At 30.7% G+C, this 20,017-nt stretch carries 16 protein-coding genes; 4 read left to right on the plus strand and 12 right to left on the minus strand.

Annotated elements, in window-relative coordinates:
- Positions 1–47: 47 nt before the first annotated feature.
- On the minus strand, positions 48–1,742 hold the full coding sequence (locus AWN65_RS02260) for a tetratricopeptide repeat protein (protein WP_060381684.1): 1,695 nt from the start codon (positions 1,740–1,742) through the stop codon (positions 48–50).
- An 11-nt stretch (positions 1,743–1,753) separates the two neighbouring features.
- Positions 1,754–2,668 (minus strand): PstS family phosphate ABC transporter substrate-binding protein, encoded by a 915-nt coding sequence (locus AWN65_RS02265; protein ID WP_060381685.1) that lies wholly within the window; start codon positions 2,666–2,668, stop codon positions 1,754–1,756.
- A 226-nt stretch (positions 2,669–2,894) separates the two neighbouring features.
- Between AWN65_RS02265 and AWN65_RS15395 the strand changes: the two genes are divergently transcribed.
- A complete protein-coding gene (locus AWN65_RS15395; RefSeq protein WP_158447572.1) occupies positions 2,895–3,089 on the plus strand; it encodes a hypothetical protein in 195 nt (64 codons plus the stop codon).
- Here the strand turns inward: AWN65_RS15395 and AWN65_RS02270 are convergent.
- From AWN65_RS02270 to AWN65_RS02285, 4 genes are read right to left on the minus strand one after another with little or no spacing between them, the layout of a single operon-like run.
- Entirely contained in the window at positions 3,076–3,891 is an 816-nt protein-coding gene (locus tag AWN65_RS02270; RefSeq protein WP_060381686.1) for an energy transducer TonB, read from the minus strand. The two genes, AWN65_RS15395 and AWN65_RS02270, sit on opposite strands and share 14 nt — an antisense overlap.
- A 25-nt stretch (positions 3,892–3,916) precedes the next feature.
- A complete protein-coding gene (locus AWN65_RS02275) occupies positions 3,917–4,465 on the minus strand; it encodes an ExbD/TolR family protein (RefSeq protein ID WP_060381687.1) in 549 nt (182 codons plus the stop codon).
- 19 nt (positions 4,466–4,484) lie between these two features.
- Entirely contained in the window at positions 4,485–5,108 is a 624-nt protein-coding gene (locus tag AWN65_RS02280; protein ID WP_060381688.1) for an ExbD/TolR family protein, read from the minus strand.
- Between the two features lie 25 nt (positions 5,109–5,133).
- Entirely contained in the window at positions 5,134–5,958 is an 825-nt protein-coding gene (locus AWN65_RS02285; RefSeq protein WP_060381689.1) for a MotA/TolQ/ExbB proton channel family protein, read from the minus strand.
- 385 nt (positions 5,959–6,343) lie between these two features.
- On the opposite strand from AWN65_RS02285, the gene AWN65_RS02290 reads away from it, so the two are divergent.
- The 3 genes from AWN65_RS02290 to AWN65_RS02300 all read left to right on the plus strand — a co-directional run bounded on the left by AWN65_RS02290 (position 6,344) and on the right by AWN65_RS02300 (position 8,858).
- A complete protein-coding gene (locus AWN65_RS02290) occupies positions 6,344–7,846 on the plus strand; it encodes a helicase HerA-like domain-containing protein (protein ID WP_060381690.1) in 1,503 nt (500 codons plus the stop codon).
- A 234-nt stretch (positions 7,847–8,080) separates the two neighbouring features.
- Positions 8,081–8,449 (plus strand): DMT family protein, encoded by a 369-nt coding sequence (locus AWN65_RS02295; protein WP_060381691.1) that lies wholly within the window; start codon positions 8,081–8,083, stop codon positions 8,447–8,449.
- Positions 8,450–8,486: 37 nt separating this feature from the next.
- Positions 8,487–8,858 carry a cupin domain-containing protein gene (locus tag AWN65_RS02300; RefSeq protein ID WP_060381692.1) on the plus strand — a complete coding sequence of 124 codons (372 nt, stop codon included), beginning with the start codon at positions 8,487–8,489 and terminating at the stop codon, positions 8,856–8,858.
- Positions 8,859–9,501: 643 nt separating this feature from the next.
- Here AWN65_RS02300 and AWN65_RS02305 read toward each other — a convergent pair.
- The 6 genes from AWN65_RS02305 to AWN65_RS02330 form a co-directional block, all read right to left on the minus strand.
- Positions 9,502–10,845, minus strand: coding sequence for an FAD-dependent oxidoreductase (locus AWN65_RS02305; protein ID WP_060381693.1), 1,344 nt, complete (start codon positions 10,843–10,845; stop codon positions 9,502–9,504).
- Between the two features lie 97 nt (positions 10,846–10,942).
- A complete protein-coding gene (locus tag AWN65_RS02310) occupies positions 10,943–13,330 on the minus strand; it encodes a penicillin acylase family protein (protein ID WP_060381694.1) in 2,388 nt (795 codons plus the stop codon).
- 170 nt (positions 13,331–13,500) lie between these two features.
- A complete protein-coding gene (locus AWN65_RS02315; RefSeq protein ID WP_060381695.1) occupies positions 13,501–14,586 on the minus strand; it encodes an agmatinase family protein in 1,086 nt (361 codons plus the stop codon).
- Positions 14,587–14,829: 243 nt separating this feature from the next.
- A complete protein-coding gene (locus tag AWN65_RS02320; protein ID WP_060381696.1) occupies positions 14,830–16,878 on the minus strand; it encodes a T9SS type A sorting domain-containing protein in 2,049 nt (682 codons plus the stop codon).
- Positions 16,879–16,933: 55 nt separating this feature from the next.
- Positions 16,934–18,205 carry a kynureninase gene (gene kynU / locus AWN65_RS02325; RefSeq protein WP_060381697.1) on the minus strand — a complete coding sequence of 424 codons (1,272 nt, stop codon included), beginning with the start codon at positions 18,203–18,205 and terminating at the stop codon, positions 16,934–16,936.
- A 97-nt stretch (positions 18,206–18,302) separates the two neighbouring features.
- A complete protein-coding gene (locus AWN65_RS02330; protein WP_060381698.1) occupies positions 18,303–19,196 on the minus strand; it encodes a DNA/RNA non-specific endonuclease in 894 nt (297 codons plus the stop codon).
- Positions 19,197–20,017 lie beyond the last annotated feature (821 nt).

Below are 20,017 nucleotides of genomic sequence, written 5' to 3' on the forward strand. Positions count from 1 at the left end.
AACTATTTTTAAATTGTCGGTTTTTTATTGTGATATCCAAATAACAATTATTTGGCAATACTTTTTTTAATATTTATAGCATCTGCATCTGCTGGATCTAATGCTAATGATTTGGCAATATATTCATTTGCTTTTACTTTATCTGTTTTTATATAAAAACGAGCTATTTCGTTGTAAGATTCAATTAATTTTGCCTTATTTTTTTCTATTAGATCTCCTCCTTTATTCAAAACTATTTTGGCAAACTCATCATAGCTAGCGACCATTTGATTTTTAGCATTTGGATCTGTTAATAAAGCATTTACACGTGCTCTATATATATGTGCATCTTGTGTTGTTGGTGATTTTACTATTACTGCTGCAAATGCTTTATCTGCTTTTTGCAATTGCGTTGTATCATATCCTTTTACTCCTTCTGCCACATTATGAAAATATAATGAATATCCTAAGAAGAAATTATCATATAAATAATTTTTAGAGCTTGTATTATTAATTGCTACTTCGTACACTCCTGAAGCATATTTATATAATTTTCTATCAAAATAGATTTTTCCTATCTCATTTAATCTTTCTGACATTGATTTATCAAGCTCGACTGCTTTATTTAAATTAAGTAATGCTTGTGTGTATAAAGCTTCATCAACATTGGGTTTAACTCCATCAGCAACAACTGGTATTGCTTTTTTTAATTGAGCCATTCCTAGATATAGATAGTCAATAGCAATCAATCTACTAGATGGGTTTGTGGTAAATGTGGTTAAAGCGTCAACTGCTGAGTCTATATTTTCGTTTTCATAAGCTGAATAGCCTAAATAACGAAAAATTTTAGGATTAACTTTATCCATTTTAGCCATTTCATTTGCTTCTTTTTCTAAAGTTTTATAATCTTTAGCTATTACAAGAAAATCTGCGTGACGCATACGAGAGGCTAATGAATAGTCTGTTAAGCTCATATATTTTTCATAATATTCTAAAGATTTATCTGTATATTCTTTAAATTTTGCTTTATCGTTTTGTTGTAATGCCCATCCAAAATAGATTTCTGCTAGTTCTCTATAAGCTGGACCATACGATGTATTAATAGCTAATACTTCATCTATGGCTGCTTTTGCTTCATTAAATGCTTTAGCTCCTTTTAATAAAACGCCCAATTGCATTTTAGCTCTCAACAAGCTATTGTCTGCTTCATACGCTCCTCTATATGCTGCATACGCTTCATTTTGGCTTTTTAATCCATAATAGGCATCACCTAGAGCTAATAAAGTTTGTGCGTCATTCATATTAATTGCCTTTGCTTTATTTAATACTTCAATAGCCTTAGTGTAATTAGGGTTTATTGAATTAGTATAAGCTTTACCAATATGAACAAATTGCTCTAAATCTTTCTTTTTCATATTAGCTGTAGCTTGATCAAAATTAAATTGAGCTGCTTGGATATTAGTATTATCTAGATCAATCTGACCTAAACCAATATAATTTAACATACCTCCTTCTTTTTTAGTCAAAGCCGATTGGAAAACAGCTTTTGCTGAGTCTTGATATGTTTGACGTAAATAAACATTTCCTAATAAAAAAGCTGCTTTACCATTTTCTGGATTTGATTTAACAACGGCTTTTAATATTGATTTTGCCTTTTCATATTGTTCTGCATCAATTGCCTTTTTAGCGCTTTCTATATCTTGTGCAAAAACTCCTGTGCTTATTGCAAAAAAAGCCGTACTAAAAATTTTTATTTTATTCATTTCTTTCACAATTAATTATTTTTTTCTTTTTCTTCTACTTCTTTTCGGATTATTATATTTCTACTAGGCATTCTAACGGGAACTAATCCTGATTTTAATACTATTCGTTGTCCTAATTCTCCTGCTATAAATGAAGCAAATCCCATGCCTAAACCTGTGGTTCCTTGATAATTTAATATTTTTATTTTTCGACTATAAGGATAGTTACCAGAAGCTAATAAATCTTGGCTTGGGGTAACAAATGTACCATTCTTAGTTTTTAATTCCAAAACCTTAATATTTTCTACTGTTTTTTGAAAATCAGGCATTGGTTGTGTTATCCAGTTTATCCCAACAACTCCTATTGCATCTGGTGTTTTGGATATGAAAGTAATTACCTCATTATTTGTTGCAAGAGCGAAAATATTATCCTTGGGTAGATTTTTTACTTTAGCAAATTCCATTAAATATCTAACTGTACTTGAATTAGCGTTATCAAAAATTAATTTTTTAATTTTTGATGGTTTCCCATTTAAAAAATTAACTAATTCTGTTTCTTCTATTTTGAAATTTGAATTAGAAGGATGTCCAATAAATGCTATACCGTCTATTGCAAAATCGGTTATTTTTCCTTTAATATTATTTTTAGCAACTTTTTTTGTTTCACCTAGAGTTAATTCACGTGTTAAAATTGCTAAATTATTTTTGCCTTCTGATAAAAGTTTAATTATTTCTTTTTCTGGTTTTGGTATTAATTTAATTTTTGCTTGGTATTGATTTTCAAAAATCATCTGATGATCTTCTACTAATGGAAAAACGGTTTCATCTACTAATATAGTGGCTGTACCTGTTAGTATGGTTTCTTTTTCATCTTTATTACCAAAGTAGCAACTAACAAAAAAAACAGCAGTAAGTAATAAACCTAGAACTAAGTGTTTTAATTTCATGTGTTTAAGTTTTATTTATTACAAATTACGAATGGCATATTTTTTTAATCATTTTGTATTTAATCAATACTCATATTTTTAGTTCTTTAAATTGCATATCCTTTCGTTTTTTTTGGGATTATGGTGATATGCTATTCTTTTTTTGAGATAATTTTAAGAGAATAAAAATTCAAATAAGATTATTTTCTAAAATAACGTATAAAACGAAAAAAAGCATATATAATAATTGCTATTCCTAGAGTTATACGATAGCCTGTTGATAATGGGAGGCGATCTATTAAGTGATCCCAAAACAGTATCATTAATCCCATACATAAATAAACACAAAAAAAGAGGATACCTAAAACAAGAAGAAACCGCTCTTGGAGCGATTTCTTCTCTTGCTTATTGGAATATTTTATATTCATCTATTCAGCTCTAATATCTAGTAAGATAGGCAAACTATATCTTACACGGATTTTTTTACCGTTTTGCTCACCTGGTCTCCATTTAGGAGCACTCTTTAGCATACGAATAGCTTCCGCTCCCGTTCCATATCCTAAGTCTCTGACTACTTTAATATCTGTTAAGCTTCCATCTTTTTCTACTACGAATTCAACAAAAACTCTTCCTTTTAAATCAGTATCAACCTCTGGAGTACGGTAATTACGTTGTACGTATTTCATGAATCCTTCATTTCCTCCTGGAAATTCAGGTTGTGCTTCAATACCCGCAGCACTATAGACTTGGTTGTCTTCTTCTACTACTTTTACAACTTCATCGTTATTACCTGTTGGAGCATCAATTTGAACTTGTGCATCTTTATCTCCTTTTTGGTCTTTTTCTGCAATGTTCTTATCTTTTAACTCTTCAATGGTTTTAATTTCTTCTGTTACCTTTTTAGCCTCCACGACTTTAGGTTCGACAAATTTTACTTCATCTACCTTAGGTTTTGGTGGTTCAGGTTTTTTTTCAGGTGGCGGCGGTGGTGGTGTATTTTCTTTTGGTTTAGTCATATCCACCAATACTACTTTTTCATCTAAAGTGGTATCATCCTCACCTTTTGGGATCATACTTATAAGCAAGGGAGATGCTACTGCTAACGCAAAGAAAGAACCTCCGATGATTAATGCTCTCAATGATGTTTTAGGATTTTCTTTACGTAACTCATAAGCACCATACTTCTTGTTACGCCCTTCAAAAACTAACTCTAACCATTGCGATTTATATAAATCTAATTTCATGCTTCAATTATTAGAATTTAGTTAATTACTTTTTTAATATAGCCTTCTCTTGCGGGGTAATATCTACTACTGCATAAGTTGGCACTTTACATATTGCCATCTCATCTAGGATGTCTACCATATTTCTATAGTTAGCTTTTTTATCCATTTTGATGATTACAATCAATCCTTTTGTCGGGTCATTGTATTTTGCTGGAACTGACTGTACTTTTTTAGCAATTTCTTGACGAATACCTGCTTTTCCGTAAGTAGCTTCTTTAGGACCTTCAAAAGGTGCATCTATTCTACCGTAGTACCATTTAATTTTATTATTTTCACCTAATAAAACCGTCATTGTACGATCATCAGCTACTTCAATATTATCCTTTTTTTCTTCAGGCTTATCATTTTTATCCGGCATTCCTAAGTTCATAGACTGAGGTTTAGACAATGACGTAGTCAACATGAAGAAAGTAATTAATAAGAAAGCTAAGTCCACCATGGCTGTTAAATCTACTTTTGCATTAGATTTTTTACTTCTTACCTTACCACCTTCTTTTTTGCCACCTCCACCGGAGTCGTTTAATTCTGCCATTTCTTTTTCTTATATTATATTAGAAATCACTACTACGTAAACCAGTTACAAGATTAAAACTATTTACATCTTGTTTCTGTAATACATCCATTACTCTTTTGATAGCTGGGTACTCTAATTTAGCATCTCCTTTGATTGCAAATTTTAAGTCCTCGTTTCTCAACTCAGCACTAGCTGAACGAGCATTAAATATCCATCTAGCCAATTCATCTTTCTTTTCATCTATAGAATCCATTGGTACACCTGGTTGTAAACCTTCTTTGTTTCTGTCAGAACTTGACATAGCAATGATTTGTTTTAAATTCCCCATTGGCACTCCGAAACCATCAATTAAAGAAAAACGTTGTTTTTCTGCATCGGTAAAGTTTATTCCGTATTCTTGTCCCATTAATTCTAAGGATCTTAAACGGATTTCACGATCTTTCATACCTATGAACACTTTACCTTTACCTACTGTTAAGGTTACTAAACCAGTTTCAGGTAATTTAGTTTGCACCGTAGAGTTAGGTGTATCTACCTGTAAGGGTTCTGGTTGTTTAGCTGTAGCAGTAAGTATAAAGAACGTAAGCAATAGGAAGGCTACGTCACACATTGCTGTCATGTCGATTGCTCCTGCTGATTTACGTGATTTTCCTTTTGCCATAATTATTTTTTATTATGTCTTTAAATTATTTTAAAGAACCTTTAAATCTTCTGTAAGTATTAACGATAGTATTAGCTGCTTCATCAATTGAATATGTTAAAGTATCAATTTTAGAAGTAAAATAGTTATAAGTTACAATTGCTAAGGCAGAGGTAGAGATACCAGTTGCTGTATTGATAAGAGCCTCAGAGATACCTACTGCTAAAGCGGCTTGGTCAGGAGTACCAGAAGTAGCCAAAGCACTAAACGCTTTAATCATACCTGATACAGTACCTAATAATCCTCCTAGGGTACCTAAAGCAACCATAGTAGAGATGATAGTCATGTTTTTTTCTAACATTGGCATTTCTAAAGCTGTAACTTCTTCAATTTCTTTATGAATTGTTTCAGTAGCTTCTTCAGAAGTAAATCCTTCTGCTTTTACTTGGTTATATTTTACTAAACCTGCTTTGATTGCATTAGCAACAGAACCTTGTTGTTTGTCACAAGCTTCAATAGCTCCGTTAATGTCACCTTGGTTAACACTAGCTTGTACATTTTTCATGAAAGCATCTAAATTTCCTTTACCTGCAGCTTTGGAAATAACCATTAAACGCTCGAAAGAGAAAACAACCACCATTAATAACATTCCTAATAATACTGGTACGATGAAACCTCCTTTATAAACTGTTCCTAAAAAGTTATGAGGGTGACCTGTTTCTGAATTACCTCCTTCAAAGTTCCCAGAAGCTCCCATTATAAATTTCCACACAAAAACACCTACTGCAATACATGCAAGAATAATGATTCCTGAGAATGAAGCACCACCTTTAGATTTCTCTTCTTTTTTTACATTAACGTTGTTTGCCATTTTTTTAAAATTTAAATTTTTCTAATTGATTAATTAAATCTCGTATTATTTTTGAGTAATAATGGAGGCAAATTTAATTTTTTAGCTGATATAAAAAAACTTTTTTTACTTTTCTAAGTTCTCATCAACTTACATTTCATCAAACAAAAGAGCGAAATAATAACAATAATTCATCAAATAAGCACAAAAAAACCAGTTTTTAAATAATAATCAGTAATATTATCTATTTTTTAAATATTTTTCAAAAATTAAACTTTATAATAAAAATTCAAAAAAAACACTTATTTCTTAATAAATAGATATAAACAAAGAGTTTAAAAAAGTCTATCACATTGACTTTTGATGTAAAAAAAAGAATAACTTGCACTGTATTAATAGTTCAATTATGAGTGTTTTAGACAATTTCAAAGAAGATATTACAAATGGTTATCAGTGTAAAGGAGGATATATTACTCTTGGAGGATCTATTTTAGACAAAGAATCTTATCCTATTCCGGTAAATATTCCTTTAAAAACTCTAAATAGACATGGTTTGATAGCGGGTGCAACAGGTACTGGAAAAACGAAAACCATACAGCTTTTATCTGAACAATTATCCCAAAATGGCATTCCTGTTTTAATGATGGATATAAAAGGGGATTTTTCTGGAATTGCAAAAAAGGGGGAACTAAAAGATTTTATTAAGGAACGACATGATAAAATTAACATTCCTTTTGATCCAAAAGCATTTCCCGTAGAATTATTAACTCTTTCTACACAAGAAGGTGTTCGGCTACGAGCTACTGTTTCGGAATTTGGTCCTGTTTTATTTTCTAGAATTTTAGATTTAAATGAAACTCAAACAGGAGTTATATCGGTCATCTTTAAATATTGTGATGATAAAAAAATGGCTTTATTAGATTTGAAAGATATAAAAAAGGTCATGAATTTTATTACGGAGGAAGGAAAAGAGGAAATAGCAAAAGAATATGGTAAAATATCTGCTGCAACTACAGGTACTATTCTTCGTAAAATTATAGAGTTAGAGCAGCAAGGAGCTGATATTTTCTTTGGTGAAAAATCTTTTGAAATTGATGATTTGATGCGTATCAACGAAGAAGGTTTAGGGTACATTAATATTGTTCGTTTGAATGACATTCAGGACAAGCCTAAACTTTTCTCGACATTTATGATGAATCTTTTAGCTGAAATCTATAATAATATGCCCGAAAAAGGAGATATTGAACAACCTGAATTAGTGGTTTTTATAGACGAAGCGCATCTTTTATTTAATGAAGCGAGCAAAACTTTATTAGATCAGATAGAAACCATCATAAAATTAATTCGTTCAAAAGGTGTTGGGATTTATTTTATTACGCAAAACCCTACTGATATTCCTAAAGGTGTTTTGGCTCAATTAGGATTAAAAATCCAACATGCACTAAGAGCTTTTACAGCTAATGATCGTCAAGCTATTAAGCAAACATCTGAAAATTATCCAGAATCTAAATATTATCAAACAGATGAAGTGATTACTTCATTAGGAATAGGCGAAGCTCTTATAACCGCCTTAAATGAAAAAGGTATCCCTACACCTTTAGTTGCCTGTATGTTGCGTGCTCCTGAAAGCCGAATGGATGTATTGAGTAACGAGGAAATTAAAGAAATTAATTCTAAATCAAAATTAGTTGAAAAGTATTCAGAGGAAATTGATCGGGAAAGTGCGTATGAAATTTTGACTCAAAAGTTAGAAACTATTACAGAGGAGGTCATTGAAAAAGAAAAAACGTCATCTAATAAGGACTCCAACATAGGGGAAGTTGTTGCTAAATCAGTATTAAAAGTCGTAACAAGTGCTACTTTTATAAGAGGTGCTTTTAATGTTTTGATGAAGGTTCTAAAGAAATAATATTTTTTAACCCAAGTTATTCTGAATAAAAATTTATTTTATCGATCAAATAGTTCTTTATTCTAAAGGTTTCCAAAACTTTTGAATTTATCAAATTGTTTGATTTTAAAATAAATTTGTTGTTTAATTTGAGATAAACTAAAAATGTGACTGTTTACTTTTAATTAATTTTTGAAGTTTTATTAGAATTACGTCAATAACTTATAATTTAATTAGCATTATAGATCAACTTTTATGAAAGGATATATTACAATAGGTTTGCTTATACTTTCGAACATCTTTATGACGTTGGCTTGGTATGGTCACTTAAAATTTAAGGAATTAAAATGGTTTGAAAACGCAGGATTAATCAGTATTATATTAATTAGTTGGGGAATGGCTTTATTTGAATATTTTTTTCAAGTACCTGCTAACAGAATTGGCTTTCAAGGGAATGGAGGTCCTTTTAGTTTGCTTCAACTAAAGGTAATTCAAGAGGTTATAACCTTAATTATTTTTGTGCTTTTTTCGTTCTTTTTTTTTAAGAATGAAAGTTTTCGATGGAATCATTTAATAGGTATGTGTTTTTTAGTACTTGCCGTATATTTCATTTTTAAGAAGTGAATCTTTGTGTAATGAAATACTAAATAAAATTCAAATTATGGGAAAGAAAAATTTTTTAATACAAAAAAATCCGTTTGTTGTTCCTACTACAGATGGTAAAATAATTGAAGAGCATCATGGATTAATAGCAACTCATAATGCTAAAATTTCAATTGCACACATGATAGCTCCTCCTGGTTGGAGTGAACCTTTTCAAAAACCTGATTTTGAAGAATATACTTATATTATTTCTGGAAAAAAACAATTTATTATTGAAAATGAAACTATTGTCTTAGAAGCTGGACAATCTATTAAAATTGAAAAAAACATACGGGTTCAATATTCTAATCCTTTTCAAGAGCCTTGTGAGTATATTGCTATTTGTAAGCCTGCTTTTTCAATGGAGAAAGTGCATCGAGAAGATAAATAAGGGCAATTTTATATTTTTTTTTGAATATTAGTTATGAGATCTAAAGAGGTTTTTAGATCTAATTATCTAATAAAATTTTATTATAGATAAAAAGATCTGAAGATAAAAAGATCTGAAGATAAAAAGATCTGAAGATAAAAAGTAGTTGTTTTTCATATCATCACAAAGTCTAATGTAAAACAGCATTAATTTGTTTGTAAATGATTTTAATATGAATGGTAAATCTTAAAATATTCTGTAAAATTTTTATTTATTTTTGTTTGAATCGAAATAAAAATGACCTCTAAATAAAACATAAATAGGCTGTTCAAAAAATTCGCAATCTTGTTGTTGATTTATTACTTTTAGGACAGCCTCTTTCTTTATTTTCATTGTATTTGTCTAAAGAGAAATCTTACCTAGAAAATACTTTTCTTCTAAAATTGCCGTGAGCATTAATTTTTGAAAAAATATTTTGTAGATGTTTTGTTATTTAAGCTAATTTTATTAAAAACTGAAAGAGGCTTTCCTAAAAGATTACTTTGTTTTATTATTATACTCTGATCGAGAAAGAGTGGTATCCTGTCAGCGAAGCGATTAGAATACCTGTTTAAATATTTATTTTTTAAAAACTTCTTTAACTAATTCTAAAAAAATAATTTTCTTACGTATTTAACAAGAAAATTATTTTTTGTTCTACTTCTTCTGTATTCCATTTACTTTCAATATCGGGTATAGACATTATCTCTTCCATTATTTTATTTTGTAAATCGCCTAATGCTAATGCTTCTGAATAAGGGTGTGTACTAAAGGTTACTCTACTATATAATGGTAGCCATTTGTCTGGATGTTTATCTGAAAACCATTTTTCTATTTTCTTTTGTAGTAAAAATTTTTCGTCAGCTGTTTTAGTACTCATTTCTATAAAATTCCGAAGAGATAATTCTGCTATAGCGTCTGCATTTGGTTTTCTTTCATTTTGATATTCTTCGAATATTGTTTTCCAATCATCTCCATATTTAGCAATCATTTCTGCTAAAATTGTTATATCTTCGAATCCTACATTCATTCCTTGTCCGTAAAAAGGCACGATGGCATGGGCAGAATCTCCTATTAAGGCTACTTTATCTTTGTAAGTCCAAGGAAAACATTTCATCATTACAAGATAACTAGTTGGATTTTTGAAGAAGTCTTCTACTAAATCAGGGATGACTTCTTTTGTATCGGGGAAATATTTGGCAAAAAAGTCGACTAATTTTTTTTCTTCCGTTAAGGATTGAAATGAATTTTCTCCTTCAAAAGGCATAAATAGCGTACATGTGAAACTTCCATCTAAATTAGCTAATGCCATCAGCATAAACTGTCCACGAGGCCATATATGTAGGGAGTTTTTATCAATTTTATGTGTTCCATCTGAATTTGCGGGTATATGTAGTTCTTTATAGCCTAACTTCATAAATTCTTGAGCATAATCAAACATGCTTTGACGCTGCATACGATGACGAATACGAGAGAACGCACCATCTGCACCAAAAACTTTATCATATTTTAATTCTTGCCAATCACCTCGTTCTGTTTCTCCTATATACAGTGTTGCATCCGCTAGAGAGACATCCCAAATTTTATGTTCAAATTTAAATTGGACTCCCTCTTTTTCTGCTAAGTCAATCATTTTACGATTTAAGACTCCTCTTGAAAGGGAAAAAATGGCTTCTCCATCTTTTCCGTAATATTGATAATTAAGTTTTCCATCTTGTAAATGGATGGCTCTTTTATCTACTGGTATTCCTATTTTTTGTATTTCTTCCTCTATACCAATATTTTCTAAAGCTTTCCAGCCTCTATTTGACATTACTAAATTAATTGAACGTCCTGAGAACTCCACGGTTCTAATATCTGGGCTACGATCTAATACATGAACAGTATGTCCCTTTTTTTTTAGATAGATTGCCAATAATGTCCCAACTAAGCCAGAACCTACTACAGCAATTTTTTGAGTTGTTTGCATTTATAATTTTATAAGCAGTTGTGCAAATTTATGTTTTTTATTTTCAATTATTGTTTTCTTTTTCTGATCCTATGATTAGAATGAGAGTCAATATAATTTATTTTATTTTGAATAATAATTTGGTTGATGTGGTTTGAATTTCTTTCTTATTCATCTTCATTTTTCGAAATTGTCCGTCTATATACATTTGAGCTTGATCTTTGTAATGCTTGCTCATCGGGTTTCCTGATTGTCCTGTTGGTAAAATGCTAATTGAATTTTCTATATCGCTAAAATCTATAATTCTTCTGGTAGATGGTCCAGCAGAAATCTCGTAATGGTTTTCATCTGTATAATAAAACATTACATTGTTAATTACTTCGTTACTTCCTGGTGCTTCAAATATTCCGACGTTAAGGAATGGACGGAATATGGCTAATGATCCTATTGGGTGTTTGTATTCTACTTGATGTACCTTACCCCATGTCCAGCTATTAACATCTGTTCCAAGTTGATTTGTTAAATGGTTAATAGTTTCTTTAAATGATTGTGTTAAGATAGTTGATCGGTTCTCTTTAATATTTTTAGTTTTTATATTATCCCACCATAAAGAATTGGTTATCCTACTTTGTTTATCAATACACTGTTTCATCACGTGGGTTTTTAAAAATTGTTTGAATCCTAATTCTCCCATTTCGTCTTGAAAAGTAGATTTTAAATAAAAATACAACCACTTGTTGTAAATAGTAGGTGGAACTTCTTGGGTTTTGTTACTTCCTTTCCAATTTTTTAATATGTCTAAGGCTTTTTTTTCTGTAGAGTTTAATTGAGAGACATCAAGCCAATTACTAAAATTATGGGCTACTTGTGCGCTTACTATAGATGTGTCATCATAAATCATTTTTTTAAAATCTTCTTTTGACCATTTCTGTTTAGATTCTAATAATGAAACAATTCTTTTCGCTCTGTCTTCGGGTAAATAATATCCAGGATAAGAATAATCATCAATTTTATGTGTCATATTATTTGCTGAATAGACGTAATTCCAAGAGGGGTTAATTGCCCTTGGGTTTTTATTAAATTCTAAAAATTGAAGTTTATCGTCTATTCCGTTAGCTCCATTTAAAATATAATTTGGATTTAATCCTTTTTTTATTTTATATAATTTTCCTGAAGTTTGCCATGCAAAATTATTTTGTTTATCAGCATACATTACATTGAGTCCCGGAGCGCTTATATATGAAATTCCTTTACGAAATTCATTTAAATTTTTAGCATGGCTTAGGGTATAAATGGCATCTAAAATTTTATTTTCTTGTTGAGTGTAAATCCAATAGAAAGATACGGGTTGTTTAGGATTAAAATCTTTTAATATTCCATTCATAACGGGACCGTGTTTACCCTCTTTAATTGTTAAGGAAATTGTTGTGCTATCTTTTATTTTTATTTCTTTTTTACGAATTATAAATTCTTTGTAGTTATCTGTATCTTTATATTGATTACTATTATTAGGGTTTATTTCTTCTTGATAAAAATCTGCATCATCATTTTCAAACATTGTCAATCCATAAGCATATTGATGATTATGTCCTAATAAAGGAAAAGGTACTCCTGCTAAATAATAACCATAAATTTCTTGTTCTGGAGAGTCTATATGGGCTTCATACCAAGTTCCTGGTTGTGAATAAGAGATATGTGGGTCGTTAGCAAATAATACTTTTCCCGAAGTACTTTTTTTGGAACCCACAATCCAAGCATTACTGCCTATAAACGGCGGAAAAGGGGAACTATCTAATAAATCGGCTACTGCTTTTGATGCTGCTACATAAGTTTCTGTAGTTTTGTTATTATTTGAATTTATTTGGGTTGAATTATATGACAAATCAATCCCTAATTCTTTCATATAAGTGTTTCCTAATTTATTTTTTAAATCAGTCATTAACGGATCTGTACGCTGAGCACATGCGAAACTAAATGCCATATATCCCATTGTATTATATACATCTTTTAGAGTAAAAGGTTTTTTCTTGATGCCTAATAGAGTAAACTCAATAGGTGTTCCTCCTTTTTCTAAATATTGGTTGATACCATCTAAGTAGGCCATTGCCAGTTTATATGTTTTATTTTTTTTATCTAGTTTGGCAATTGCTTTTTCTGAATTTTCATCTATTCCTAACGCTAAGAATAATTTATCATTATCTAATGCTTTTGAACCAAAAATTTCAGACAATTTACCTGGTGCAATACGACGTAACAACTCCATTTGCCATAAACGTTCTTGGGCGTGTACATAACCTAACACGGTTAAAGCATCTTTTTCATTGGAAGCATAAATATGAGGTATTCCGTATTCATCAAAGAATACTTCTGTTTCCTTACTAATATTTTTTATAGTTAATTCGCCTTCATATTTTGGTTTTGTGCTATACAAATACGCATAAATAGAGATAGCTAATATCAAGATTATTCCTAATAAGGTTATCAGTATTTTTTTTACTAATTTCATCTGTATAAGTTTTAATTCATTATGGTTCATTTACCTATCTCTTTTTCATTTATTTTTTACTTATTCAGGTTAAATGATTTTAGAAAGGTTCTTTCTTATTTATAATGATTTTATCAAAGATAAAAAAAGACGAGCAAATTTGCCCGTCTTAAGTCAAGAAATGATTTTTATTATTTTCTAGGAAAAGCAATACGGTTTCCTGTATTCATTCCGTTGTTTTTAGCTAACACACCGCACATGTGAAATAACATACGCGCTCCTACGTTACCATCCCAATCATCTTCACCTGGGGCTACCTCTACTAGATCAAAACCTATAATTTCTTTTCCACTTTCTGCTAATTTATTGAATAAATACGTTGCCTGCTCAAAAGAAAAACCACCAGGAACGGGTGTTCCTGTATTAGGACAATACCATGGGTACATTCCGTCTATATCAAATGAGATACACACTTTTTGAGGTAGTGATGAAATAATGGCATCACATTGTTGTGACCAAGTTTTACCTTCAAATGTTTCAGTTTTTAGATCAGCATCTGTATGTACTAAAACACGACCTTTTGATTTATGAACAACTTCTACTTCTTGTTCACAAAAATCACGGATACCAACTTGTACAATTTTAGAAATTTGTGGGATTTGTAAAGCATTATACATGATAGACGCATGTGAATAGGTAAAACCTTCGTAGGCTATACGTAAATCCATGTGTGCATCTAAATGTAAGATGCCGTATTCTTCATATTTAGAGGCAAGTGCTTCATAATAACCAAGAGGTGTAGAATGATCTCCTCCTAAAAGTACTACTTTCTTTCCTTTAGACATCCAAGAAAGTACTTTTTCTTTTACTTCTGTATGCAATTCTCTACAGGCTTTATTTATTTTATCCAAGTCTGATTGTAGGACAGGAAAGGTTTCTATATCTTCACCTGCTTCTAAAGCTTCAATTATGGGTTGTGCTAATGATTTATATTTATCAGAATTAGATTTCCAATGTTTAGGTGCATCATCCATATAAATTCCTAATTTCCAAAGTTCGGGAAAGTCTTGGTGATTTAAATCTACTTGAAAGGAAGCATCCATAACCGCATCAGGTCCTTCGGAGGCACCTGCTCCATAACTTACGGTTACTTCCCAAGGCACAGGAATTACTATAATCTCGGAATCTTCTGATGAAAAAGGTAAACCAAAAATGGTAGCATCTGCTAATCCTGGTTGCGATGGATCAAAATTGGCTATAATTTGTTGTTTTGTCATATTTTTTAGATTGAAATACGAAAGATTAAAGAATAGAAAAAATAAAGCTTTTCGTTTTAATTATTTCATACGTTTTAAAAGTCCTTTTGTTATTTTTCTTAATCTGTTAACAAAGGTAATAATTCTTCTTTTAAATATCATCTTGATGTGATAAACAAAGAGAAATGTTCAATAGGTATGCGGATTTATTATTTTTTTCTTTTAACCGTTTTTTGTTTACACAGTTTATTTTGTTGGATTAAATTATTTTTTTATAAATTTTTTAGTTCCATTTGTTCCTTGAAACTTTACAAAATAAACGCCTTTATTTAATGATGATATGTCTACTGAGTTTTCATTAGATAACATTTCTTTGCTTATGATTTTTTGTCCTAAAATGTTAAATATTTCCATTTTTTTGTTTATTAATTCTTCTCCACTAAGTGTAATGGTGTTATTTGCTGGATTAGGAGAAATACTAAATTCAAGTTTAACAAATTGATCATTAGATAAACTACTTTCAACTGTTAAATTAAATGTCTTATTTATTGCTGCCATTCCATTTGAAGGGGAAACTGCCGTAATAGTAATTATATGATTTCCTGGAGCTACGTTTGTGTTGGGTAAAGGATTTTGTGTTAAAACAGCATCGCAACCAGCAACTATTGCATTGCATTGTAATCTATAATCAGGTAACACAAAAACATTTCCTCCTCCTGTCTGCTCTTTTTTATTAGCTGGTACATTTAATGTAAATGGTACATTTCTTAGTCCATAACCTGTATCATTGAAGATTCTTGTTATAGTATCAATATCAGAACATGGGTAATTCATATTTATTGCGGCTTGACGAAATGCGTTAGCAGCTTGTGCCTGACCTGATGCAGAATTTGTTAAAGCTAGTCCTTCCAAAAAAGCAGTATCTGTTTTTTTTCTTCCCATTATATCATAAATTTTCATCAATGCTGTAGCCCAAATTTGACCATCTGTATGAATAGCTCCTTTTAATCCTTGAGGATATTTTTCAGGATAATTTGTTGTTCTTCCTTCCCAATATTCGTTATGTCCGTCCCAATTAAATAAAAAATGATATTCTTGATCTGTTGGTAACCATTGATTTAAGCTTCTACTATATGATTGTGCCCAATAATCGCCACATCCTTCTCCAAGACCTTCAACGAATGAACTACGTCCTCCTGTAATCCAATGATGTACCCCGTGTCCTAACTCATGTAAAATAATGTCTGCATCTTCTCCTCCATCTATTTCGTTTATTCCTAGAGCTATCTTCTCAGAAGATTCTAAATAATGGGAAGTATCTCCATGAGGATCAAAAATAACTAAGCCATTATTTTTTCTTGGCACACAGACAATTCCTAAAGTATTTCGTATATATCTTAAGTTTTTATCTATATGATAGAAGGCATTAACAGCTTCAAACCCTTCTTGATCACGTGTGAAATTAAAAAAATTAGATTTTTGTTCGAAAAATCCATTTTTGGGTTGTTCAAAATCTCCAATATCACAATAAGAACTTTTTAGTCTATAATTACCAGAAGCAAAACTTATTTCTGGTAATTCAACGTTAACTCTTGCATTATTTAAACTTTCATTTGTATTATCTCCATTATCTATATAATCTCCTACTCCATAGGTATTTCTACCAACTGAAAGGGGATCAGGATTAAACACCATGGCTCTTCCGCTTCTAAAAGCGTATGGTATTTTAGATTCATTTATTTTTTTAGTGTTTGGGGTCTCTTTTTTATGGTGATAAACCGCTACATCTTTTAAACTTATGATTTCCCCTGTATGAGCATCAACAAATATTTCCCAATCTCCTGGTTTATCATCGTATTGGAGGTTAATTTTATAAGCTAATCTAGTGGGCTTCGTAAGATTATAAACAAAAAGTTTAGATTCTTCAAAATGTAAATTTCCTTTAGCTTCTAGGGTTTTCTTTGCTTTTTTTAAAGCTGTTTCTGTATCTAGAGTTGGGGTTACATTAATTTTTTCTACTGTAGCGTCATAACTATTTGTTGAAAAGGCTATTTTTTCGTCGTTATCAAAGTTTACTACATATTCCGCTCCAAATACAGGGATTCCTTTTAATTCTTGCTGAAAACGTAGGGTTTCTCCTGATTTTCCTTTTCTTACATTTTTTAATTTAAATTCTTCTCGCGTTTTCCGCTCATTACTATTGGCTTTACCATGAATAAAGTCTAATGCTATTTTCTCTTTGTTTGTTGTTTGTGCATTTAAAAATACACTACTGAACATCAATAACACAATAGGATACAATTCTTTCTTCATATATAATCAATTTTTGTTGAAATGAACTCTCTAGAGACAATTCATAAACAACCTATTATTTTAAAAATTGAATTAGAATTTCACCAAATCTATACATGTCTTCGTATGAACAATAGAAAGGTGCAGGTGCCAACCGGATTACATTAGGTTCGCGCCAATCAGCAATTACGCCATTAGCCATTAAATAATCAAAAAGGTTTCTCCCTTGTCCGTGTAAATAGACTGACAATTGGCATGCTCTTTCTTTTGGGTTGTTTGGTGTAATTATTTCAAATTGGGTTCCTGGGATATTTTGACTAATTTCACGCAGGATAAATTCTAAATAAGCAGTTAATTGGTTACGTTTTTTTATTAATTTTTCCATTCCTACTTCGGCAAAGATTTCAACGGAAGCTAGATAGGGTGCTAAGGATAATACGGGCAAATTACTTACTTGCCAACCATCTGCTCCAAGAATAGGATCAAAATGAGGTTCCATTTTAAATCTTCTTTCCTTATTATGTCCCCACCAACCAGCAAAACGGGGTAAATTAGCCTGATGATGTTTTTCGTGTATAAAACATCCAGAAGCATTTCCTGGTCCTGAATTCATATATTTATAAGAGCACCAAGCTGCAAAATCTACATTCCATTCGTTAAGTTTTAATTCTACATTTCCAGCGGCATGTGCTAAGTCAAAGCCTACTTTGGCTCCTACTTTATGTCCTGCTTCTGTAATAGATTGCATATCAAAAACTTGACCTGTGTAATAATTAACACCTCCCCATAAAACTAATGCTAGCTCATTTCCTGTTTCCTTTATTTTTTCTATAATATCTTCTAACCGAATTGTGTGTTCTCCTTCTCTTCGTTTGATTTCTATTAGGGTGTCTTTAGGTTCAAACCCATGGAATTTTATTTGGCTTTGAAGCATATATTGATCTGAGGGAAATGCCTTTTCTTCGCAAATAATTTTGTACCTTTTTTGAGTGGGTTGATAAAAGGATACCATTAAGAGGTGTAAGTTTACTGTTAAGGTATTCATAACCGTTATTTCGTTGGGTTTTGCTCCCACTATTTTACTTAGAGGTTCAGCAAAACGTTCTTGATAATCCCACCAAGGTTTTTTTGCATAAAAGTGTCCTTCAACGGCAAGACTGGCCCAATCATTCATTATTTCATCTACATATTTTTTTGCTCTTTTGGGTTGTAAGCCTAGTGAATTTCCTGTAAAATAAATTACATTTTTTTTGTTGTGTTGGGGAAATATAAATTCAGAACGATAGTTTTTTAATTCATCCTGTATATCTAATTGTTGTGCGAAGTCAAGTGTATTTTGAAAAGTCATTTTGAAGAATTTCAGCTTGTAAATATACGGAAAGTAAGAAGAACAAAAAAAGCCACTTGTTTAAACAAGTGGCTTTTTAACATTTTTTATGATAGTATTATTTTCCTGAATACATCTTAGCTTTTAATTTTTTAGCTATAGTATCATTTAATTCTGAGAAAAATCTATAACCTGTTTTTGTCTCTAAATCAGAAACTTTAACAATATATTTTTTCCAATCTTTATCTATATTTTGATTGTTAGGAACTTCAATTGCAATTACTTCTGTATCAGTATTAATTCTATTTAAATCGTTTGTTCCTTCATCTAACAATAATGCTACTTTCCAAGTACTTGCAGGAACACATATTTTACCATTTGCTAAGAATGTTGTAGTACCTCCTTTTCTACCTGTACCTCCTTGTCCATAAACACCTGCTACAATGTATACTTCTTTTTGGTTATTACGCACAAATTGTCTTAAACGCTCTTCAAAACCACCCCAAGTTTGTTGATTATTCTTAGGTGATTGAGGTACCATATTGGTCATTAAGAACGTTTCTGAATTTGCTTGAAAGGTGTTTGTTCTATCTGCTGAAGGACACATGTGACCACGATCAAAACCACTATCTTTGTAATGGTTAGGAGAAACTAAAAAGAAATTAGATGAAGATAATGTATTATCTGATCTAAAATCATCTGTACGATCTGTATTACCAAAATTTCTATAGTCTAAATGCCAGCTCACCCAGTTAGGTGTACCTTTTTTGTTATTATAAGAAATAACATAATTATTTTTTGGTGATAAATAATTATTTACATCATCTTGATTAGCATTAGATGGGTTTCCTAATAATAGATCTCCGTTATCGGTGCTTGATGCCTTTTGGATTTTACGCAGATTTTCTGCTTTTAAAGTTTCTGTGTTTGAGCTAATTTCTTCTTCATGGGAACAAAATACTAGTGTTTGGCAAGCTAAAATAAGACAGGTTAGTCTTTTAATTTTCTTCATTTTTTATTGTTTTTTTAAAATTCCGGCAAAGGTACTTTTTATAAAATGATTAAATGTTAAGTTAATGTTATAAAAGGAAATAAATACAAATCAAAAACGACAAGATGTTTTAGATTTCTTTTGCTTTTTTAGTAAAACGCTATTTTTTTAACTACATCTTGTTTTGAAAATCTAAAATTTAGGAAAACAACTTTTCAATCTTGTGCGGATTGTATCTCATAAGTGAATATCATTTCAAATGCTAAGGAGTATGATATATAGGGGTGGTATTTATAATTTTTACATTTAAAATGAAGCTTGTTCTTTTTAATGTTTAGGGGGTATATCATTTAAACTTAAAATATACTGGATTAAAAAGAAAAATTCTCGATCTGTTTTTTTTGTTATTTTAAAACAACTCGAATAAATAGTTGAGTATATAATTGAAATCATGATTAGTTCGAGTGCGAAGCACATCGAGAACCAACGCCAATTTTTATTGCTTTTGTAGGGTAGTGCCTAAATCAACGTGCGGTTTGTCACTCCGGTAAGGAGGAGTATTATGATGAACATTATGTGATTTCTCCCTTTGGTTGAAATGAAAGATTGCGAACTTTTTGGACAATCTCAAGGTTAAAAAAAGTATTATGAGGAAATTTCAAAGCTTAAATGGTATTATTTATAATAAAGTAGTTGGAAGTTATAATAGATTTTAATTTCTAGGAGTTTTAATAGAATAATTGAAGAGTTCTTTAAATTGAATTTAAAGTTGACTTTTTTTGAAGTAAGTATGTTGTTAATTACAAAAGAGTTATCTAAAAATGATATTTTTTAACAGATTA

The organism is Flavobacterium covae, from assembly GCF_001534645.1.
Lineage (GTDB): Bacteria > Bacteroidota > Bacteroidia > Flavobacteriales > Flavobacteriaceae > Flavobacterium > Flavobacterium covae.